Here is a 20,268-nt window from a genome sequence, read left to right as displayed (position 1 = left end):
CGGCGAGACGTGCAGTTGCGAACGGCCGGGGCGGGCACGGCTAGGACTTTCCAGACTCCCGCGATCCCCTGGATCGCCCGGACCCCCCGGACTCCTTTGCCCCATCGGGCTCCCCGAACAGGTGACGCACGGTGGAGCGGTAGTTGGTCCGCACGTGGGCCAGTGCCTGCGCGCGGGCGCGTTCCGGGTCGCCGGAGGCGATCGCCTCGTACAACTCGCGGTGCTCCACGAGGAGATGGGGCCACTCCTCGTTGCGCCGGGTCATCCAGCGCAGCCGGCCGGCCACCGGCTCCAGGGCCTCGGTCAGCAGGCTGTTGCCGGCCATCGCCACGATGCGGTCGTGCAGCCGGCTGTTGACGTCCGTGATCGCCTCGGCGTCCCCGGCCCCGGTCGCGGCGGCCGCGAGGTCGAGCAGCTTCTCCACCTGGGCCAGGTCCTCCGGCGTCGCACGGGACGCGGCGAGCCCGGCGGCGTAGACCTCCAGGGCCTCGCGCAGTTCGAAGAGCTCCTGGACGTCCTGCCGGGTGAGCCGGCGTACGACCGCGCGGCGCGGTGTCTCGAAGTGGACGAATCCTTCCGCGACCAGTGCGCGGATCGCCTCGCGGACCGGCACCCGGGAGACCCCGAAGCGGTCGGCCAGTTCCCGCTCGACCAGTCTGTCGCCGGGGCGGAGGGTGCCGGAGATGATCTCCTGCCGCAGGCCGGCCAGCACTCGCTCGCGGATCGCGCCCAGGGGTTCGATCTTCGTCGGGGAACTCATGGACCCATTTTCCCCGACCCGGGGGAGGTTTTACGGGGCGGTAACGCGTACGACTTCGGTCCGAGTGCTTGACGGCGGCACCATGCCGCTGTTTGGTATACCAAACGGCTGCCGTCCTCCGTCCGCTCTTCCCTGGAGGCCCCGTGTCCCTCGCCGATCGCGCCGCCGCCACCGGCGCCCCAGCCTTCACGCCCGACCCGCGCCTCACCAACGAAGACCTGGCACCCGCGAAGCAGCGGAACTGGAAGGTCTTCGACCTCTTCGCCATGTGGATGTCCGACGTCCACAACCTCGGCAACTACACCTTCGCCGCCGGCCTGCTGGTCCTCGGCATGAACGTCTGGCAGGTCTTCACCTCGCTGCTCGCCGGCTTCGTGCTGATCTACATCGGCATGAACTGGATGGGCCGCATCGGCCAGCGCCACGGCGTGCCGTTCCCGGTCGTCAGCCGCATCAGCTTCGGCGTCTGGGGCGCCAACATCCCGGCCCTGATCCGGGCCGTGATCGCCATCATGTGGTACGGCATCCAGACCTATCTCGCCTCCGTCGCCGTCAACGTGATGCTGCTGGCGGCCTGGCCCGGCCTGAAGTCCTGGACCGAGCACTCCTTTCTGGGGCTCGACGCCCTCGGCTGGACGTCGTTCCTGTCGCTGTGGGTGATCCAGGCACTGATCATCAGCCGCGGCATGGAGTCCGTGCGCAAGTTCCAGGACTTCTGCGGCCCCGCGATCTGGCTGGTGATGATCGCGCTGGCCCTGTGGGTGCTGTCCAGGGCCGACTGGAGCATCTCGCTCACCTCCACCCCGCACCCGGTCTCGACCGGCGAGCAGTGGCGGCAGTGGTTCGGCGCGATCGGGCTGATCCTCGCCACGTACGGCACGCTGATGCTCAACTTCTGCGACTTCTCGCGCTTCGCCCCGGACTACCGCACCGTGCGCCGCGGCAACTTCTGGGGCCTGCCCATCAACTCCACGGCGTTCGTGGTGGTTTCGGTGATCGTCACGGCCGGCTCGCTGAAGGTGTTCGGCGAGGCGATCACGGATCCCGCGGAGCTGGTGGCGAAGATCGGCAACACCTGGGTGCTCGTCGTGTCCGCCTTCACGTTCGCGGTGGCCACCATGGGCGTCAACATCGTCGCCAACTTCGTCTCACCGGCGTACGACCTGGCCAACGTGTGGCCGCAGAAGATCACCTTCAAGGTCGGCGGCATGATCAGCACGGTGGCGGCGCTGGTCGTGACCCCGTGGAACCTCTTCTCCAACCCCACGGTCGTCAACTACTTCCTCGGCGGCCTCGGCGCCTTCCTGGGCCCGCTGTTCGGCGTCATCATGGTCGACTACTACCTGATCAAGCGCGGCAGGGTGGACGTGGAGCAGCTGTTCTCCGGCGCCCCCGGCAGCCGCTACCACTACCGCAAGGGCGTCAACCCGCGTGCCCTGTGCGCCTTCCTGCCCGCCGCCGCGGTCGCCGCGGTGCTCGCGCTGGTGAAGACGTTCGGCTACGTCGCGCCGTACTCGTGGTTCGTCGGCACGGCGCTCGGGGCGGGCCTGTACCTGCTGCTGGGCCGTCGCGGCGAACGTGCCGCACAGGAGGTCTGACGGACGTGCGGATCGTCGTCACCAACTGCAACACCACGCAGGAGATGACCGAGGAGATCGTGCAGGGAGCCCGGGCCGCCGCAGGCCCGGGCACCACCGTCCTCGGACTGACCCCCGCGTGGGGCCCGGAGTCGGCGGAGGGCTGGCTCGACAGCTACCTCTCTGCCGCCGCGGTCATCGACCTGCTGCGGACCTACGAGGGACCCTCGTACGACGCCGTCGTGATGGCCGGGTTCGGGGAGCACGGGCGTGAGGGCGTCAGGGAGCTGACGGACGCTCCGGTGGTCGACATCACCGAGGCCGCGGCGCATCTGGCCTGTCTGCTCGGGCGCCGCTACGGGGTCGTGACGACGCTGGAGCGCTCGTGCGGCCAGATCGAGGACAGCCTGGAGCTGGCGGGGGTGGCCCGCAACTGCGCCGCCGTCGTCGGCACCGGCCTCGGCGTGCTCGACCTCGGGGACGCCGACCGCACGGAGGCGGCGTTCCTGACCGCCGCCGAGCGGGCGCGGGAGGCCGGGGCCGAGGTGCTGGTGCTGGGGTGCGCCGGGATGACGGGGCTGCAGCGGGTGGTCGGCCAGAAGCTCGGGCTGCCGGTGGTCGACGGCGTCGGCGCGGCCGTGAAGCTCGCGGAGTCGCTGGTCACGCTGGGCCTGACGACCAGCCGGGCGGGCGGCTACGCGAAACCGGTGCCCAAGCGGCGGGAGTGGGGGCCGGGGACACCGGGCGGTCGTGACTCCGGTCGGCCGGCGCCCCGCCCGTGGTGATCACCGCGGACGGCGGCTACCGCAGGGGCGGCCTCCCGGCGCCGAACCGGCCGTGGACGGGGCGGTGCGCGAGTGCCCCGACGTGCGCAGCGTGCTGGTGGTCCGCCGTATTGGCCAGGAGGTCGAGTGGACCGACGGCCGCGACGTGTGGTGGCACGGCGCCGTGGACGGGCAGCCGGCCGAGCACGAGGCGGAGGCGTTCAAGAGCGAACACCCGCTGTACATCAGGTCTGCGCACGGGCACGGCTCGGCGTCTGTCCGCCGGCGGGGCTCAGGGGCGCCACTCGTACCGCACGTCCGGTTCGCGCTCCTCGTTGCCGCTGCCGTCGGTGTACCGGACGGCGGCGAACCCGTGCCGCTCGTAGAAGCGGTGGGCGGGCTTGTTGACCTGGAACGTCCAGAGGCCGAGCCCGCCCGGGTTGCGCTCCTTGGCGAGCGCCACGCACCGGTCGCCGAGGCCGCGCCCGCGCCAGTCGGGGGCGAGATAGAGCTGGGAGAGCTCGCCGTCGCGGAGCACCATCACCCCGACGATCCCGGCGCCGGGACCGGCGTCCGCGACCCAGGTCTCCCGCAGCGGCACCACGACCTCCCGGAAGTAGTGGCGCACGTCGTCGTCGGTCCGCGGCCTGACGACCGTGGGCAGCGCGGCGGCGAAGGAACGCAGCCAGACGTCGGCCGCGGCGGGGGCGTCGGGCGCGGTGGCCCTGCGCAGGGTGACACCGGGTTCGGCAGGCAAGGGAGTGTCCCGTCAGTCGTCGAGCGTGCGGTCGTGGAGGTGGGCGCCGTAGTGGTCGGCCTGGCGCGCCATGATGTCGCGCATGGAGGTGTCGCGGGGGACGCCGTAGACCGTGCCGGGGAAGTCCAGCTCCTTCTGCACGGCCCACAGCTGGTCGTGGTCGCCCGGCGCGAAGAGGCGGGCCGTCGGCGCCCCGGCCGCGATCCATCCGATGGGCAGGACGGTGCCGGGCGGCAGGACGGAGTTGGCGTGCAGCACGCTGTTGATCCGCAGCTCGCAGCCGGTGCCGGCGACGGCCCCGGGAAAGACGGAGGAGCCGGTCGCGGCGAAGACCTCGTCCTCGAGGGTCGCGCCGTTGATGTGCGCGTGCGGTCCGACCAGCACGGCGTCGCCGATGACGGCGGGGTGCCCGGCCCGCCCGCGGATCAGCGCGTTCTCCATGACGACGACGTCCGAGCCGACGTGCACCTGCCCGTCCTCGGCGCTCAGCACCGCCCCGTGCAGCACGCGGGCCCGCTCGCCGAGCGTGACGGCACCGCACAGCACGGCCGTCGGGGCGACGTACGCGGACTCCGGGACGACGGGACGCCGGCCTCTGTGCTCGATCAACATGGCGCTCCTTGGGGGACGTGGGAGGTCGAAGGGACCACGGCGGTGGCCGTGATCTCCACCAACTGACCCGTGTACCCGAGACACGCCACCCCGATCAGCGTCGACGAGTGGGGTCCGGTGCTGAGCCCGGACGCCTCGACGACGTCCCAGACGGCGGACAGCACCGCGGTGTCGTCGCTGACCACGTACACGTCGGTCGACACGACATGGGCCAGGTCGCTGCCGACGGCCCGCAGCTGCTCCGCGAGATTCGCCAGCACCTGCCCGGCCTGCCGCACGGGGTCCCCGTCGCCGACCAGCTTCCCCTCGGCGTCGAGCGGCACGGACCCGGCGAGGAACGCGACCGTGGCCCCGGCCTCGACGACGGAGGCGTGGGAGTAGCGGGGCGGCGGGAAGAGGGACGGGACGGTGACGCGCCGGATCATCTCGGCTCCTCGTACGGGCGACGGACAACCCACCGATGGTCGGGCGCGCCCGCCGCGAGCGCATCCGATTTTCTGCCCGACGGGACCTGAGGGGCACCGGCCCTGCTCGATAAGGCGTGGCACCGGCCGTCCTGCGAGGGGCAGGCTGGCCGTCATGGCTGTGATGCACCGGGACGACCAGGATTTCCTCGACGCGGTCGCCGACCGCCTCGCCGCCCTCCCCACGGTCGAGGCCGTGGCCCTCGGCGGCTCCCGTGCCCAGGGCACCCACCGGCCCGACAGCGACTGGGACCTGGCCGTGTACTACCGCGGGCCCTTCGACCCCGCCGACCTGCGCGCCGTCGGCTGGGCGGGGGAGGTCTCGGACGTCGGGGGATGGGGCGGCGGTGTCTTCAACGGGGGCGCGTGGCTGACGGTCGACGGGCGGCGGGTCGACGTCCACTACCGCGATCTCGACGTCGTGGAGCACGAGGTGGCGGAGGCGGCGGAGGGACGGTTCCGGGTGGAGCCGCTGCTGTTCCATCTCGCCGGGATCCCGAGCTATCTGGTCGTCGCCGAACTGGCGATCAACAAGGTGCTCCGGGGCGAGGCACCCCGTCCGGCCGCGTACCCGGAGAAGCTGCGCGTCCGTGCCGCCGAGCGCTGGCGCGGCACCGCCCACGCCACCCTCGCCTACGCGAAGGCCCACCACGCGCCCAACGGGCGTCTCACGGAGGTCGCGGGAGCCCTCGCCACGGCGGCCGTCCAGACGGGCCATGCCGTGCTGGCGGGCCGAGGGGAGTGGGTCACGAACGAGAAGAAACTTCTGGAACGAGCCGCACTCCGAGACATCGACACCATCGTGGAAACCCTCAGCCCGGACCCCGAGGTGCTGCTGCGAGCCATCACCGACGCGCAGCAGCTGTTCGCGCTTCCGGGCGAATAACCCTTCGAAAAGCCGCAGTTGTCGCTGCTAACGTCCCTGTCGTGGCGAAACTCAATCAGATCATCGCAGTGGAGAAGGGCATCAAGTCCAAGGCTCATCAGGACCTGACGGCCGCTCATCACGGGCTGCAGAAGCCCGCTTTGCTGGCCGGCATCTCGCGTACGTACCAGCCGAAGGACGAGGAGGGCGAGCAGCTGCCGCCCGAGTCGACGCGGGTGCAGGTGAAGGCCGAGGACGTGCTGCGGGAGACCGCGGCGACCCTGACCCGGCTGTTCGACGTGACCGCCACCAAGGACTGGGCCAACTGCGCCGCCCGCGCGGACGTGACGGTGGACGGCCGGGTGCTGGTCTCCGACGTACCCGTGTCCTACCTGCTGTTCCTCGAGAAGCAGCTCGTCGACCTCAACACCTTCGTGCGGAAGCTGCCCGTCCTCGACGCCTCCGAGTCCTGGGTCCAGGACCCGTCCACCGACGCGTGGAAGACCGAGCCGGTGCGCACCCTGCGGACCAAGAAGGTGCCCCGCAACCACGTGAAGGCCGAGGCGACCGAGAAGCATCCCGCGCAGGTCGAGGTCTACTACGAGGACATCCCCGTCGGTTACTGGACCACCGTGAAGTTCTCCGGTGCCCTCCCCGCCCGCCGGATCAACGAACTCCTCGACCGTGTCGAGAAGTTGCAGCAGGCCGTGAAGTTCGCGCGCGAGGAGGCGAACGGCTCGGACGTCGTCGACCAGCGCGTCGGCGACGCGGTGTTCGGCTACCTGTTCGGGTAGCCTTCGAGACCCCCCGGTCCTTCGCGGCCGGGGTGCGCGAGGAGCGCAAGCTGAAGCTGAAGCTTGTCGTGACTGCGCGGTTCCAGTGGAGGTTCGAGTCCTCCCCGCGGCATCAACAACTCCCGTGCCGCGGTAGCCCAATCGGCAGAGGCAGACCGCGATCAATCTCAGACTCTCGCTCCAGACTCAGCATTCGCCGTCGATCGCCGGATCGACCGGGTTCGGGCCCCAGGGCGTCGAAATGCTGGTTCAAGTCCAGTCCGCACAGCTCGATGTGCGGTGGTCCAAAGGCAGGACGCGACGACATCACGACTGACCCGAATCCTCAAGCGTGCCGGCGTGTGAAGATGGACGGCATCCCAGGACCCGGGGGCAGGCTACGCCCCCGGGTCCGCTCGCGTTCACGGCCGGCGCCCCCGATTGCGTTCATAAAGAACGCGCCCCACCGCCCGTCCGTCACATCGCCGAAATACAACCGTTCCACCTTCTCCAAGATCCCGATCTACCGTGGGCCTCACACCCAGCAGCCCGGCCGCCGTCGCCCGAAGGCTCGTCCGCCCTCGTCCTGACGACAGGAGCCCGTTCGCCGTGTCACGTTCCGGCACCCGGAAGATCACTCTGCCGCCCTGGCTCGCCCACCCCCTGCGTACCCAGCGCGGCCCCATCCCCTGGAACGCGGTCGTCCGCGGCGCCCTCTCCGCCGGCCCCCTTCTTCTCGCCTCCGTCCTCCTCGGCCGCACCTCGCTCGGAGTGGTGGCCGCCATCGCCGCCATGCTCGCCGGGATCAACGACCGGCCCGGGAGCCGCCGGGCGTCGGTCCGCCGGCTCGGGGTGCCCGCCGTCGCGGGAGCCGCGGGGGTGCTCGTCGGGTCGTACGGCGGGGAGCACATCGGGGCCGTGGGGCTCACCCTGCTGCTCACGGGTGTGGGGCTGGTCGCCGGTGCGGTGAGCGCCGTGGGGCCCGTGGCCTCCGGTGCCGCCACCCAGCTGCTCGTCATGTCCGCCGTCGGGGCCGGGATGCCGCTGCCCGAGGAGGGCTGGCAGCGGGCGGCCGCCTTCCTCGTCGGGGCCGGGTGGCTCATCGGGCTGCGGCTGGTCCTGCCCACGCCCGGTGCCCTCGCCGGCGACTTCCGGTTCGACGGGGAGCGGGCCGCCGTGGCCGCCGTGTACGACGCCGTCGCCGACCTGCTCGACGCCGTCGGGACCGAGCACGCCGTCGCGCGCCGGGTCGCGCTCACCGCCGCGCTCGACCATGCGCAGGACGCCCTCGCCGGGCCCCGGTTGCGGCGCGGTGCCTCGTCCGCCGCCGAGCGCCGGCTGCACGCCCAGTACGCCGCCGCCCTGCCCCTCGCGGAGGCCGCGACCGCTCTCGCCTGGGGCGGTGAGGCCGTCGGCGGGCGGGCCTCCGAAGGGCCCCGCCGGCTCGCGGCCGCCGTGCGCGGCAGCGGCCACACCGGTCCGCTGCCCGCGCCCCACCGCTCCGCCCCCGCCCTGCGCGCCCTCGACGACGCCCTCCTCCACGCCGCGCACGCCTTCGACCGGGGCGACGGGGGTGACCTGCACACCCGCCGTCGTACGGCGAAGACGCTCCTGCGCATCGTGCTGGGCGCCGGCGGACGTGAGTACGGGCTGCGGGTCGCCCTCTGCTTCGGCGTCAGCGTCGCCGCGGCGCAGGCCCTGCACCAAGCCCGCTGGTACGGGCAGCACGAGCACTGGTACTGGCTGCCCGCCACCGCCGTCTTCCTCGTCAAGCCCGACCTGGGGCCGCTCGTGTCGCGGGTACTGTGCCGGGCGGCGGGCACGGTGCTGGGGGCGCTCCTCTTCGCCGGGTTCGCCGCCGTGCTGCCGCGGCCCGAGGGGCTCGTCGCGCTCGTCGCGGTCAGCGGGGCACTGATCCCCGTCGCCACACGGCACTTCGCCGCCCAGACCGCCGTCGCGACGGTGCTGGTCCTGGCCCTGGTGATGTTCGGAGGCGAGCGGCAGGCCTCCGCCGGGCGGATCACCGAGACCCTGCTGGCCTGCGCGATCGTGCTGGTCGCCGGCCATCTGCCCATGCCGGGGCAGCGGGGCGGAGGAGTGCGGGCACGCGTCACGGCGGCGGGCACGGCCGCGCAGGTCTATCTCGCGCACGTCCTCACCGAGGCCGGTGGACCCCACACCAGCACCGGGCCTGGAAGCACCCCCGTCCGCGGCGGCCCCGGCAGCCCCGTCGTCCGCACCGGTTCGGAACCCGCCGACACCCCCGCCCCCACGCACCTCGGCGCCGACCCCGGCGCCCGCCCCGCCCGCTGGACTCTCCGTCGCGAGGCGTACCGCGCGCTCGCCGAAGCCCGTGCCGCCATCGCGCTCGCCGGCGCCGAACTCCCCCCGCTCGCCCGGCACTCGGAGGGTGCCGGCGAGGTCGTCGCCACGCTGGAACGGCTGGTGGACGCCACCACCGCCTGTGCCGTGCACCTCGACGACTCGGGGCGTCTGTCACCCGCCGACCGTGACCAACTCGCGGCGCTCATCGGCGAGTTGGCGCGACGGCGCGGCAGGGCCGGGATGCGGCCGGCCGAGCAGCCCGGGCTGTCCCGGTTGCCGTTGGCCGGCTAGCGGAGCGTCACGGCAGCAGACGCCGCTCCTTCGCCGCCGCCACCGCTCCCGCCCGCGTCTCCACCCCCAACTTGCCGTAGATCCGGCCGAGATGAGTCTTCACGGTCGCCTCGCTGATGAACAGTTCCCGGGCGATCTCGCGGTTGCCGAGGCCGCGGGACAGCTGGGCGAGGATCTCGTGTTCGCGCTCCGAGAGCGTGGGGCGCGGGCTGCGCATCCGGGCCAGCAGCCGGTCGGCGACCGGCGCCGACAGGGCCGTACGGCCGCGGGCGGCGCTGCGGATCGCCGCGAAGAGCTCGTCGGGGCGTTCCGCCTTCAGCAGATAGCCCGTTGCGCCCGCCTCGATGGCCCGGGTGATGTCGGCGTCGGTGTCGAACATCGTCAGCACCAGCACGCGCGGGCCGTCCTCCGCTTCCGCGGTCAGCCGCCTGGTCGCCGTCACCCCGTCCATGCCCTCACCGAGCTGGAGGTCCATCAGGACGACGTCCGGGCGCAGGCGCGCCGCCATGGCCAGCGCCTCCTCCCCGCCGCCCGCCTCACCGACCACCTCGATCCCGTCGGCGCTCGACAGCAGGGCGCGCAGACCGGCCCGCACCACGGCGTGGTCGTCACACAACAGGAGCCGTACGGCCGCACTTTCACGACCGCGTACGCCCGCACTCTCGCGACCACCCATGGAGGGACTCACGCGACCACCTCCTCCAGCGTCAGCGGTATCGCGGCCGACACGACCGTCCCCTCGCCCGGTGTGGACTCGACCGCGAGCGTGCCGCCCGACTGGCGGGCCCGGATGCGCATGGCCGGCAGGCCGTGGCCGCGGGTGCCGCAGGCGGCGGGCGGGGCGTCCGCGTCGAAGCCGCGGCCGTTGTCGGCGACGTCCAGCGAGATCTGGTCGTCCAGGCAGGTCAGGGTCAGTGCGGCCCGGGTCGCGGCGGCGTGTTCGCGTACGTTGGCCAAGGCGCCCTGGGCGATGCGCAGGAGGGCCGCCTCGATGCGGTCGGGAAGTGGACCGGGGTCGCCGTCGAGGCGGAAGCCGACCGTCAGGCCGGGGCCGCTCTCGCGTGTCGCGAGGGCGGCGAGCGCCGCGGGGAGGGAGTGCCCGGCGAGGTCGGCCGGTGCCAGGTCGTGGACGAAACGGCGGGCCTCGGCGAGGCCGCGGGCGGTGATGGCGGCCGCCTCGCGGGTGTGCGCGCGGGCCGCCGCGGGGTCGGAGTCCGCCACGCGCTCGGCCGCCTGCAGCAGCATCTGCTGGCTGGACAGGCTCTGCGCGAGGGTGTCGTGGATCTCGGCGGACAGCCGCTGCCGCTCCGCCAGGACGCCGGCCCGCCGCTCGGTGGCCGCGAGATCGCGCCGGGTGCGGACCAGGTCGTCGACGATCGCGCGCTGCCGGGCCGCCTGGCGGTGGAGGTGGACGAAGACGGCGGTGGCGACCGCGGCCACGGCCGGCGGGGCCACGACCATGTTGGGGTTGAGCGGGCCGTCCGCGACCCGTATCTCGGAGACCACCACCAGCACCGTGAGCACGGCGGTCAGCGGCACCGCGATCCGCGGCGGCAGGGCGTAGAGGCCGGCGAAGAGCAGCGGCATCGCGCACCAGGTGGCGCTCGGGGCGAGGGCCAGCAAGGCGGCCCAGACCGCGCAGACCGAGGCCAGCCAGGTCAGGTGCCGGCCGCTGGGTGGGGTTCCGGCGCGCGGGGGAGGGGCCAGGAAGTGGCCGAGGGCGTAGAGCAGGGAGAAGGACGCGAACAGCGCCACCACCCATGCCGTACGTGGCCCGCCCTGGTCGCGGGTCAGGAAGCGTACGAACGAGGAGCACAGCAGCGCGAGGAACGCGGCATGGACGACCGCGGTCAGCAGGCGTTCGTCCGCGGTCGGCCGGCGTTCGTCCACGGTCGGCCGGCGCTCGTCGGAGGCCGGCCGGTGTTCGTCCGCAGCGGTGGTGTTCTCCATGCTCCGTGTCTAGTGCAGCCCGCATCGGACCGCATCAACCGATCGGCTGACATCGCGATCACCCGAACCGCCCCCGGACCCGCGCCGGTCGGGCGAGCCGGACACCGCGTCCTCGCACCGAGGCTTTCAGCAGCACCCCGGAACCGGGTGCACGAGCTGAAGAACCGCCTCGGAAAGGCCGGATCATGCCCGCCAGGAACCTCACCGCCAACCGTGCCGCCCTCGGCCACCGCATCGCCTACGCCCTGCGCCACCCCGACCGCGTCCCCCGCCATGTGGCGCGCGCCGCGCGGGACGCCTGGCTGAGCCGTCGCCACCCGGACCACGTCTCCTACTACCGCGCCGTGATGCGCTCGGACACCCGGGCCGACCCGGACGCGGCGGTCGGCAGCCGCAACCGGGAGCGCTGGCTGGCGCTCGGGGCGATGCAGTTCGACTACCTCGTCGGCCACGGACTGCGGCCCGGGCACCGCATGCTGGAGATCGGCTGCGGCAATCTGCGGGGCGGCTGGCGGTTCATCCGCCACCTGGAGCCCGGGCACTACTACGGCATCGACATCTCCCCGGACATCCTGCTCGCCGCGCAGGACACGATCCTGGAGATGGGGCTGGCGCGGCGGCTGCCCACACTCACGCCCGTGGGCGACCTGACGCTGCGGTTCCTGCCCGACGCGCACTTCGACGTCGTCCACGCGCACAGCGTCTTCTCGCACTCCCCGCTCCCGGTCATCGAGGAGTGCCTGGCCAACGTCGGCCGGGTGCTCGCGCCGGGCGGCTGGTTCGACTTCACCTTCGACCGGACGGAGGGCGAGGAGCACCAGGTGCTGCGGGAGGACTTCTACTACCGCACGGAGACGCTCGTCGCGCTGGCCGGCCGGTACGGGCTGACGGCCCGCTTCATGGACGACTGGGAGGAGCTGCCGCACGGGCAGTCCAAGATCCGGGTGACCGCCGGGTGAACTCCCGTACGGGGAAAGGAAATTCGCACGACAGTTCCTCTCGCGCGTCGCAGACTGGTGGCTTTCGTGCACCGGTCCAAGGAGGGTTCATGCCCCGACTTCCGCACCTGGTCGGTACCACCACGGCCGCCGTCGCCCTCGGCCTGCTCGCGACGGCCCCCGCCTCGGCCTCCGAGCCGCCCCTGTCCCGGCCGCGGATCGTCGCCCACTTCGATCTCGCGGCGGGACAGTCGCCGGAGAACATCGCGGTCGAACCCGACGGTTCCGCCGACATCACCTTCGCCTCCGCGAGGCAGGTCGCCCATGTCACCCGGGACGGGGACACGAGGATCATCGCGACGCTGCCCGAGGAGCCGAACCCCGACACCCCCGTGCTGAAGGCCGCGACCGCCTTCGGCATCGCCCGCGCCCACGACGGCACGCTCTACGTCGACTACGCCACCGGCACCGGCAAGACCGGCGTCTGGCGCATCGGCCCGGACGGCGGAACACCCCGGCAGATCGCCCAACTGCCCGCCACCGCGATCCCCAACGGCCTCGCCCTGGACGAGCGGCACGGTGTGCTCTACGCCGCCGACTCGGCACAGGGCGCCGTCTGGCGCATCCCGCAGGCGGGCGGCACGCCGGCCGTGTGGGCCAAGGACCCCGCACTCGACCCGGTCCCCGTCACGGGCGCGGGCTTCGGCGCCAACGGCATCAAGGTCCACGGCGGCGCGGTGTGGGTGACCAACAGCGACCAGGGGACGCTGCTGCGCATTCCGGTACGGGGGAACGGAGGCGCGGGAGCGGTCGAGACCCGCGCGACCGGGCTCGCCGCGATCGACGACTTCACCTTCGCCGACCCCCACGGGGACACCGTCCTCGCCGCGCTCATCGGCGACAACGAGGTCGTCGCGGTGCGGCCGGACGGCACCCGCACGGTCGCCCTCACCCGGGCGGACGGCCTGTCCAACCCGACCTCCCTGGCCGTGCGCGGCCGGACGGTCTACGTCGACAGCGCCGCGTACTTCACCCAGCAGGACCCGAACCTGCTCACCGCCACGCTCGATCCGCGCGACGCCGGCTGAGGAGGAGCGGCAAGGGGCGGGCGGCACGTGATGGGCGGTGCGGGGTGGGGCGGCACCGGGTGGGGCGGTGCGCTACGGCCCCACCCGCACCCACACCGGCGCATGGTCCGACGCCGCCTCCCCGCGGCGTTCCGCCGGGTCCGGGCCCACCGACGGCAGCCGCAACGTGCCGTCGCCGGGCAGGCCGGTGCCGGCCGCGGTCACCCGGTGGACCAGGCGATGGCTCACCAGGATGTGGTCGATCAGCTCGCGCCGCCCGGAGTTGACACGGGAGTAGCGCTCCTCGGGCGGGATCAGCGGGGCCACGTCCCACAGCCGGGCCGCGTCGCCCTGGTCCGGGCGGTCGTAGCCCGGGGTGCCGATCTCGGAGCCGGGCGGGCCCAGCAGGATCTGGGTGGTGGCGGCCTGCACCTCGTCGTTCAGATCGCCCAGCACGGCCACGTCCCGCTCGCGTCCGTCCCCGTCGAGCAGGTCGTCGGCCAGCGCGCGCAGGGTCGCCGCCTCGGCGGCCCTGCGGTAGAGGGCGTAGGCGCCGTAGCGGGCGCGTTCGCCCTCGTCGTGGGGGAAGAAACGGTTGCCCGGGTAGGACAGCAGCTTCGACTTCAGATGGGCCACCGCCAGCCGCAGCGGGCCGGCGTCCGTCGCCGCCTCCACCGCCAGGAGGCCGCGGCCGGCCGCCTCGACCTGCGCGCCGGAGTCGTCCCCCTGCACGGGACGCAGCCCGGCCGGGAAGGTGCCGGTGTCGGCCAGCACCCGCAGCTCCTGGCGGGAGAGGAAGCCGACCCTGATGCCCCGGCCGTCCGGGTGCGCGCTGAGCACCGTGTGCCAGTCGCCGTCCAGCATGCCGACCAGGTCGTCGAGGGCCGCCGGCTCGCCGACCTCCTGCACGCCGAGCAGCGCCGGGTCCAGTTCCGTGATCACGGCCGCGAGGGCGGCGAGCTTCGACTCGTAGGCGGCCTTGTCCTTGGGGCCGAAGGGGCCGCCCGGCCGGTACAGGTTCTCCAGGTTCCAGGTGCCGAGGAGCATGCCGGGCCCCTTTCCGGAAGCCGACGGGAGCGCTGCGGTGAGGCCAGGGTGCCCCGCCCGTCCCACTCCCCGACAGAGCGGCGCCAGGATGCGCGGTTCGGCTCACACGACCCAAGGACGAGGCCGTACGTTGACGGGATGACCGACTCTCCCGCCGGGCTCCCCATCACCGGCGACCGCTCCCGGGCCGACCTCGTCATCACCGGCTGCACCGTCCTCGTCCACGACGACCGTGAGCGGATCGGGTTCGAGGAGGACGCCGCCGTCGTCGTGCGCGACGGACGCGTCGACGCCGTGACGACCGCGTCCGCCGGGGAACGTCTCGCCGCGGCCGAACGCATCGACGCGCGAGGCCAGGTCGCGATGCCCGGACTCGTCAACTGCCATACGCACGCGCCGATGGTCGCGCTGCGCGGCGTCGCCGAGGACCTGCCCACCGAGGAGTGGTTCAACGACGTCGTCTGGCCCGTCGAGTCCAACCTCACCGAGCGGGACGTGGAGTTGGGGGCCCGGCTGGCCTGCGCCGAGATGATCCGCGGCGGTGTCACCTGCTTCGCGGACCACTACTTCGCCATGGACCGGGTCGCCGCCGTCGTCGAGGAATGCGGTATCCGGGCGCACCTCGGGCAGGCGTACTTCTCCTCCCAGGGGCCCCAAGGCCGGGAGAAGTCACTGGAGTTCGCGCTGCGGCACCGGGGCTCCGCCGGCGGCCGCATCACCACCGCCCTCGCCCCGCACGCGCCCTACACCGTCGACGACGCCGACCTCACCGCCACCGCCGGGCTCGCCCGCGCGCACGGCCTGCCCGTCCATCTGCACGCCGCCGAGAACCGCGACCAGACCGAGGCCAGCCTCGACCGCCACGGTGTCACCCCGATCGAGGTCCTGCGGCGCACCGGCATCCTCGACACCGACGTGCTCATCGCGCACGGCACCGGCATCACCGAGCGCGACCTGCCCGTCCTCGAAGCGGCCGCCGGCCGGGTGGCCGTGGCCTCCGCGCCCCGCGGCTACCTCAAGTTCGGCTGGCCCACCACCACACCCGTCCGCGCCCTGCGCGACATCGGCATCCCGGTCGGCCTGGCCACGGACGGCGCGGCCTCCAACAACTCCCTCGACGTATGGGAGTCGATGGCCCTGACCGCCCTGATTCAGAAGTCCACGACGGGCGACCCGCGCTGGCTGACAGCACGTCAGGCCCTGCACCACGCAACGCTGCAGAGCGCCCGGGCGGTGGGTCTGGGCGACACCCTCGGCCGCCTCGCCCCCGGCCGTCGCGCGGACATCGTCCTCGTCGACCTCGGTGGCCCGCACACCCAGCCCGTGCACGACCTGGCCGCCACCCTCGTGCACAGCGCCCGCGCCTCCGACGTCCGCACGACGATCGTCGACGGACGGGTCCTCATGCGGGACCGGGAGCTTCTCACCCTCGACGTCCCGTCGGTCGCAGGGGAGTTGGGGGAGCGGCTGCCCGCGCTCCTGGACCGCTCGCACGGACGCCGCATCCAGGATTACAAGACCTGAAAACCGGTCGCAGACAGGTACTTTGACGCCAACCAGCCGTGACCGTGGCGTCACACCAAGTGGTTTCACGCTACACAGGAAGGCCGGGACGCACTCGTCCGACGGGAGGCCGGCCGATGGAACTCACGATCGATCTGGCGGTGCTGCTGGCCGTCGTCCTCTTCGTGCGGGCGCGCCGCAAGCCGCTGGCCCGCAGCCGTTCCGACGCGTGGCTGACCGTCTTCCTCGCCCTGGCCTTCGGCGTGCTGATCGCGCCGACCACCTTCGGCCAGGGTGTCGCCGACTTCATGGGCCAACTCGCCCAGGGGATAACGCAGTCGGCGAACCCCTGAGCCCGCGCCTAGGCTGATCCCATGGACCCCGCCGACGGCCTCCTCGACCATCCGTACGACGTGTACAGGCGCCTGCGCGAGACCGCGCCCGTGCATCGCATCACCGGGCCCGACGGCACGCCCGCCTGGGTCGTCACCCGCTACGACGACGTCCGGGCCGCCCTCGCCGATCCGCGGCTCTCGCTGGACAAGCGCCATGCCACGGCGGGCACGTACAAGGGCTTCTCCCTGCCGCCGGCCCTGGACGCCAACCTGCTGAACATGGACCCGCCGGACCACACCCGCGTCCGCCGCCTGGTCGGCCGGGCCTTCACCCCGCGACGGGTGCAGCAACTGCGCACGCCCATCAGACGGACCGCGGACCACCTCCTCGACGCCCTCGGCACGCAGGGCACCGCCGACCTGGTCGCCGCCTACGCCGCGCCCCTGCCCATCACCGTCATCTGCGACCTGCTCGGCGTTCCCGGCCGGCACCGCAGGGACTTCCGGGAGTGGACCGACACGCTCGTCGCGCCGGATCCGGCCCGGCCCGGGGCCGCCAAGGAGGCGGTGGTGGCCATGCTCGGCTTCTTCACCCGGCTGCTCGCCGACAAGCGCGCCGAACCCGCCGACGACCTGCTCTCCGACCTGATCGCCGTGCGCGACGAGGGCGACCGGCTCAGCGAGGACGAGCTGATGTCCCTCGCCTTCCTCATCCTCTTCGCCGGGTACGAGAACACGGTCCAGCTCATCGGCAACTCCGTGCTCGCCCTGCTCCAGCACCCCGACCAGCTCGCCGCCGTCCGCCAGGACCCCTCCCGACTCGCGGGCGCCGTCGAGGAGTTCATCCGCTACGAGGGTCCCGCGCTGTTCGCCATCCGCCGCTTCCCGGTCGAGGACGTGACGATCGCCGGCGTGACGATCCCGGCCGGCGAGACGGTCTGGGTCTCCCCGTCCGCCGCCGACCGCGACCCCGCCCGCTTCCCCGGCCCCGACCGCCTCGACCTCACCCGCGACGCCTCCGGCCATCTCGCCCTCGGCCATGGCATCCACTACTGCCTGGGCGCCCCGCTCGCCCGCGTCGAGACGGAGATCGCGCTGGCCGCCCTGCTGGAGCGGTTCCCCGAACTCGCCCTCGCGGACGGCGAGATCAGATGGCGCCGCTCCCTGCGCGCCCGCGGCCTGGTCACGCTCCCGGTGACGTACGCCGGAAAAAATATCTGAGGCGGCGATGAGTTCCGGCCCTCCCGTCGGTCACCACCTTCGACGGACCGTTGCAAGGAGGGGCCATGTCGCTTCCGGAGATCGTCTCGCGCGAGCAGTGGCGCGCGGCGCGCGAGGAGTTGCTCGCCAAGGAGAAGGCGGTCACGCGCGCGCGTGACGCGCTGAACGCCGAGCGGCGCCGGCTGCCCATGGTCGAGGTGGACACGGAGTACGTCTTCGAGAGCGGCGACGGGAAGGCCACCTTGCTCGACCTGTTCGAGGGCCGGGCGCAGCTCGTCGTCTACCACTTCATGTTCGCGCCCGAGTGGGACGCCGGCTGCCGCAGCTGCTCGGCCTTCCTGGACCAGATCGGGCATCTGGCGCATCTCAGGGCGCGGGGCACCACGCTCGCGGCGGTCTCCCGGGCGCCGTACACGAAGATCCTGCCGTTCAAGGCGCGGATGGGGTGGACGCTGCCCTGGTACTCCTCGTTCGGCAGCGACTTCAACCACGACTTCGGCGTGACCGTGGAGCACGAGGGGGAGGCCGTCGAGCGGCCCGGCCTCAGCTGCTTCCTGCGGGACGGCGAGCGGGTCTTCCACACCTACTCGACCTACGAGCGCGGACTCGACGGGCTCGGTTCGACCAGCGGCTTCCTGGACCTGACCGCGCTGGGCCGGCAGGAGGAGTGGGAGGAACCCAAGGGGCGTGCGTCGTCTCTTGGGGCGCCTGCGGGAAGTGACCGCATCCTCTATCACGACGAGTACGAGGAATGAGACGGAAAGTAGTCACGAAGCGTCCGGGATCTTCATTGAGTGACCGGATCCTCACACTCCGCGCTGAACAAGTGTCAACTACGTCTCAGTCCGGCAACTGAGCGAGGCGTTCGGCCCCTGGAAGGCGTTAACTCCTACAGGACAACGCTTCTGGAGGTGCGAGATGGTGAACGGGCGAACGGTGCTCGAACGCTTTCCCGCAGGTGGGCCGCGAGGCTCGTGGCCGGCGGAGGAGTTCGCGCACGCGCGACGGATGGAAGGACTGCCCGCCGAGGTCGTCATGGACCTCGCGACGGACACGTTCCTGGTGATCGTGCGCGGCGACACGGCCGCGGACGCGATCGCCTGAGGTGACCTCAGCCCGCCTCGGGGGCGGGCACGGGTGCCCTGAACTGCTCGGCCTGGAGCGCGTAGAGCTCCGCGTAGATCCCGCCCCGGGCCAGCAGCTCGCCCGGGGTCCCGGACTCCGCGAGACGGCCCCGGTCGAGCACATGGACCAGATCCGCGTGCCGTACGGACGCCAGCCGGTGCGTGATCAGGATGACGGTCTGGCCCGCCGAGGCCAGGGCCCGGATCTTCTCGAAGACCTCCAGCTCGGCCCGGGCGTCCAGGGCCGCCGTCGGCTCGTCCACGACCAGGACGCGACCGCGCCGGTAGGCCGCCCGCGCGATGCCGAGCCGCTGCCACTGTCCCCCGGACAGCTCATGCCCGCCGCTGAAATTGCGGGCGAGCAGGGTGTCCAGGCCGCGTGGCAGGTTCTCCACGACGTCCCCGGCCCCGGCCTCGGCGAGCGAGGTGGCCAGGCGGTCGTCGGTCAGCGGCGCCGAGGAGCGGCCGACGGCCACGTTGACCCGGGCCGTGAACGGCCAGCGCTTGAAGTCCTGGGCCAGCATCGCGACCCGTTCGGCCAGCGCGTGGCGGTCCGCGGTCGCCGTGTCGACCCCGTCCCACAGGACCCGGCCCTCGTCCGGCGTGTAGAGGCCGGAGAGCAGTTTGATCAGGGTCGTCTTGCCGGAGCTGTTCTCGCCGACCAGCGCCACGATGCCGCCGAGCGGCAGCGTGAGCGTGACGTCGTCGAGGGCGGGGCGGGAGGACTCGCCGGGATAGCGGAACGTGACGTTCTCGAACCTGATCTCCCGGGGGTCCTCCGGCAGCGGGTCGCCCCCGACCGGGATCGCCCGTTCGGCCGCCTCGACGTAGAGCTTCTGCAGATCGCCGACGAACAGGGCCTCCTCGTGGAGCGCGTTGATCTCCAGCACCAGGCTGTCCAGGCTCGACGAACCCGTCCGGATCGCGATCACGGCGGTCCCCGCCACCGACAGGGCCATCGCCCCGCCGAGCAGCAGCAGGCCCAGCGTCGCGTACGTCGCCACGGTCGCGATGCCCGTCCAGGCCGCGGCGATCAGCCCCGTCCGCGCGGCCAGCCGGGCCAGCCGGGCCTGCTCCGCCTCCGCGGCCTCCGACATGGCGCGGAAGTGGCGCAGCAGGAAGGGGCCCACGCCGTGCACGCGGATCTCCGGCGCGGCGGCCGGCTCGGTCAGCAGCCCGCTGATCAGATGCCCGGCCCGCGCGTGCTGCACCCAGATGTGGAAGGACTCGTAGCGGCGTCGTGCGTTGGTCAGCGCGCTCCACGCGCTGGGCAGCGTCATGGTGGCGAGCAGCGGAAGCAGGGCCGGGTGCAGCACGGTCAGCACGCTCGCCGCCGCGATCAGCGAGATCATCGCGTTCACCACGCGCGTGGAGTACGAGATCATCCGGCGGGCCGAGGAGGCGCCGTACTGCGCGGTGTCCAGCAGCTTGTGGAAGGTGTGGTCCTCGATCGCGGCCAGCTCCACGGCCGCCGCCCGCTCCAGGTACAGCTCGGTGGCCACGCGCTCCACCTTGGGCTCCAGCCGCCCGGTGGCATACGTCGACGCCGCCCGCAGCGTCGCCCCGACCAGCATGACGACGGCCATGGCGATCAGCGCGGGAGCGGCGCCGCGCAGCCGGTCCTCGATCGCGCCGCCGCCCATCAGCCGGCCCAGCACGCTGTTGACCGCGAGCAGGCTCACCGCCTGTGTCGCGCCCCGGCCGACCTCGGCGGCCAGCACGATCCGCGCCGCCCGCCGGTCGGCCTGCCAGGCGAGCCGGAAGCTCGACCCCAGCAGGGACGGCAGCCGCCGCACCATGGCCCGGAAGTTCAGTTCGAGGAACGCGTCATGGTGCTGGTTCCAGCCCATGTCGTAGCGGAGCGGGCCCCCGAAGAGCAGTTGCTCCGACTCGGA

20 protein-coding genes and 1 pseudogene are annotated in these 20,268 nt (G+C 72.8%); 13 read left to right on the top strand and 8 right to left on the bottom strand.

Going from position 1 to position 20,268, the window contains the following annotated elements:
- Nucleotides 1-40: 40 nt before the first annotated feature.
- The gene (locus ACFU97_RS19760; RefSeq protein ID WP_384258006.1) at nucleotides 41-760 is read right to left on the bottom strand and encodes a GntR family transcriptional regulator; all 720 of its coding nucleotides are present in this window, start codon (nucleotides 758-760) and stop codon (nucleotides 41-43) included.
- A 143-nt stretch (nucleotides 761-903) separates the two neighbouring features.
- Between ACFU97_RS19760 and ACFU97_RS19755 the strand changes: the two genes are divergently transcribed.
- From ACFU97_RS19755 to ACFU97_RS19745, 3 genes and pseudogenes are all read left to right on the top strand, one after another.
- Nucleotides 904-2,358, top strand: a complete 1,455-nt coding sequence (locus ACFU97_RS19755; RefSeq protein ID WP_384258004.1) for an NCS1 family nucleobase:cation symporter-1 — start codon at nucleotides 904-906, stop codon at nucleotides 2,356-2,358.
- Nucleotides 2,359-2,363: 5 nt separating this feature from the next.
- On the top strand, nucleotides 2,364-3,122 hold the full coding sequence (locus ACFU97_RS19750; RefSeq protein ID WP_384258001.1) for an aspartate/glutamate racemase family protein: 759 nt from the start codon (nucleotides 2,364-2,366) through the stop codon (nucleotides 3,120-3,122).
- Nucleotides 3,116-3,363: pseudogene (locus tag ACFU97_RS19745) on the top strand (acetyl-coenzyme A synthetase); the annotation flags it as partial. The gene ACFU97_RS19750 and the pseudogene ACFU97_RS19745, both read left to right, overlap by 7 nt.
- Before the next feature lie 30 nt (nucleotides 3,364-3,393).
- On the opposite strand, the gene ACFU97_RS19740 reads toward ACFU97_RS19745, so the two are convergent.
- The 3 genes from ACFU97_RS19740 to ACFU97_RS19730 are packed head-to-tail and all read right to left on the bottom strand — an operon-like array spanning nucleotide 3,394 to nucleotide 4,895.
- On the bottom strand, nucleotides 3,394-3,858 hold the full coding sequence (locus ACFU97_RS19740) for a GNAT family N-acetyltransferase (RefSeq protein ID WP_384257999.1): 465 nt from the start codon (nucleotides 3,856-3,858) through the stop codon (nucleotides 3,394-3,396).
- A gap of 12 nt (nucleotides 3,859-3,870) precedes the next feature.
- Complete coding sequence (locus ACFU97_RS19735; RefSeq protein ID WP_384257997.1) at nucleotides 3,871-4,470, bottom strand: gamma carbonic anhydrase family protein; 600 nt, start codon at nucleotides 4,468-4,470, stop codon at nucleotides 3,871-3,873.
- The gene (locus ACFU97_RS19730) at nucleotides 4,464-4,895 is read right to left on the bottom strand and encodes a RidA family protein (RefSeq protein WP_384257994.1); all 432 of its coding nucleotides are present in this window, start codon (nucleotides 4,893-4,895) and stop codon (nucleotides 4,464-4,466) included. The genes ACFU97_RS19735 and ACFU97_RS19730 overlap by 7 nt, the downstream gene beginning before the upstream one ends.
- A 154-nt stretch (nucleotides 4,896-5,049) precedes the next feature.
- Here ACFU97_RS19730 and ACFU97_RS19725 point away from each other — a divergent pair, with 154 nt between their 5' ends.
- The 3 genes from ACFU97_RS19725 (at nucleotide 5,050) to ACFU97_RS19715 (ending at nucleotide 9,188) form a co-directional block, all read left to right on the top strand.
- On the top strand, nucleotides 5,050-5,820 hold the full coding sequence (locus ACFU97_RS19725; protein ID WP_384257992.1) for a nucleotidyltransferase domain-containing protein: 771 nt from the start codon (nucleotides 5,050-5,052) through the stop codon (nucleotides 5,818-5,820).
- 41 nt (nucleotides 5,821-5,861) lie between these two features.
- Nucleotides 5,862-6,593 (top strand): hypothetical protein, encoded by a 732-nt coding sequence (locus tag ACFU97_RS19720; RefSeq protein WP_384257990.1) that lies wholly within the window; start codon nucleotides 5,862-5,864, stop codon nucleotides 6,591-6,593.
- Between the two features lie 588 nt (nucleotides 6,594-7,181).
- A complete protein-coding gene (locus ACFU97_RS19715; protein WP_384257987.1) occupies nucleotides 7,182-9,188 on the top strand; it encodes an FUSC family protein in 2,007 nt (668 codons plus the stop codon).
- A 7-nt stretch (nucleotides 9,189-9,195) separates the two neighbouring features.
- Here the strand turns inward: ACFU97_RS19715 and ACFU97_RS19710 are convergent, their stop codons facing one another.
- Together ACFU97_RS19710 and ACFU97_RS19705 are read right to left on the bottom strand one after the other, a co-directional pair.
- Nucleotides 9,196-9,864 carry a response regulator gene (locus ACFU97_RS19710; protein ID WP_384258098.1) on the bottom strand — a complete coding sequence of 223 codons (669 nt, stop codon included), beginning with the start codon at nucleotides 9,862-9,864 and terminating at the stop codon, nucleotides 9,196-9,198.
- A gap of 8 nt (nucleotides 9,865-9,872) precedes the next feature.
- The gene (locus ACFU97_RS19705; RefSeq protein ID WP_384257985.1) at nucleotides 9,873-11,138 is read right to left on the bottom strand and encodes a sensor histidine kinase; all 1,266 of its coding nucleotides are present in this window, start codon (nucleotides 11,136-11,138) and stop codon (nucleotides 9,873-9,875) included.
- A gap of 185 nt (nucleotides 11,139-11,323) precedes the next feature.
- Here ACFU97_RS19705 and ACFU97_RS19700 point away from each other — a divergent pair, with 185 nt between their 5' ends.
- Together ACFU97_RS19700 and ACFU97_RS19695 are read left to right on the top strand one after the other, a co-directional pair.
- The gene (locus ACFU97_RS19700; protein ID WP_384257983.1) at nucleotides 11,324-12,097 is read left to right on the top strand and encodes a class I SAM-dependent methyltransferase; all 774 of its coding nucleotides are present in this window, start codon (nucleotides 11,324-11,326) and stop codon (nucleotides 12,095-12,097) included.
- Nucleotides 12,098-12,186: 89 nt separating this feature from the next.
- Nucleotides 12,187-13,164 carry a hypothetical protein gene (locus tag ACFU97_RS19695; protein WP_384257980.1) on the top strand — a complete coding sequence of 326 codons (978 nt, stop codon included), beginning with the start codon at nucleotides 12,187-12,189 and terminating at the stop codon, nucleotides 13,162-13,164.
- 72 nt (nucleotides 13,165-13,236) lie between these two features.
- Here the strand turns inward: ACFU97_RS19695 and ACFU97_RS19690 are convergent, their stop codons facing one another.
- Complete coding sequence (locus ACFU97_RS19690) at nucleotides 13,237-14,190, bottom strand: endonuclease/exonuclease/phosphatase family protein (RefSeq protein WP_384257978.1); 954 nt, start codon at nucleotides 14,188-14,190, stop codon at nucleotides 13,237-13,239.
- Between the two features lie 138 nt (nucleotides 14,191-14,328).
- On the opposite strand from ACFU97_RS19690, the gene ACFU97_RS19685 reads away from it, so the two are divergent.
- The 5 genes from ACFU97_RS19685 (at nucleotide 14,329) to ACFU97_RS19665 (ending at nucleotide 18,353) form a co-directional block, all read left to right on the top strand.
- Complete coding sequence (locus ACFU97_RS19685; RefSeq protein WP_384257975.1) at nucleotides 14,329-15,714, top strand: amidohydrolase; 1,386 nt, start codon at nucleotides 14,329-14,331, stop codon at nucleotides 15,712-15,714.
- Between the two features lie 116 nt (nucleotides 15,715-15,830).
- Entirely contained in the window at nucleotides 15,831-16,046 is a 216-nt protein-coding gene (locus tag ACFU97_RS19680; protein ID WP_384257973.1) for a hypothetical protein, read from the top strand.
- Nucleotides 16,047-16,067: 21 nt separating this feature from the next.
- Complete coding sequence (locus ACFU97_RS19675; protein WP_384257971.1) at nucleotides 16,068-17,249, top strand: cytochrome P450; 1,182 nt, start codon at nucleotides 16,068-16,070, stop codon at nucleotides 17,247-17,249.
- Between the two features lie 65 nt (nucleotides 17,250-17,314).
- Complete coding sequence (locus tag ACFU97_RS19670; protein WP_384257969.1) at nucleotides 17,315-18,004, top strand: DUF899 domain-containing protein; 690 nt, start codon at nucleotides 17,315-17,317, stop codon at nucleotides 18,002-18,004.
- A gap of 163 nt (nucleotides 18,005-18,167) precedes the next feature.
- Complete coding sequence (locus tag ACFU97_RS19665) at nucleotides 18,168-18,353, top strand: hypothetical protein (RefSeq protein WP_384257966.1); 186 nt, start codon at nucleotides 18,168-18,170, stop codon at nucleotides 18,351-18,353.
- 7 nt (nucleotides 18,354-18,360) lie between these two features.
- Here the strand turns inward: ACFU97_RS19665 and ACFU97_RS19660 are convergent, their stop codons facing one another.
- Entirely contained in the window at nucleotides 18,361-20,223 is a 1,863-nt protein-coding gene (locus ACFU97_RS19660; RefSeq protein ID WP_384258096.1) for an ABC transporter ATP-binding protein, read from the bottom strand.
- Between the last annotated feature and the right edge of the window lie 45 nt (nucleotides 20,224-20,268).

Source organism: Streptomyces sp. NPDC057616, from assembly GCF_042800575.1.
Classification (GTDB): domain Bacteria; phylum Actinomycetota; class Actinomycetes; order Streptomycetales; family Streptomycetaceae; genus Streptomyces.
The sequence above is the reverse complement of the archived record's forward strand: the minus strand, read 5'-3'. Positions and strand labels throughout refer to the sequence as shown.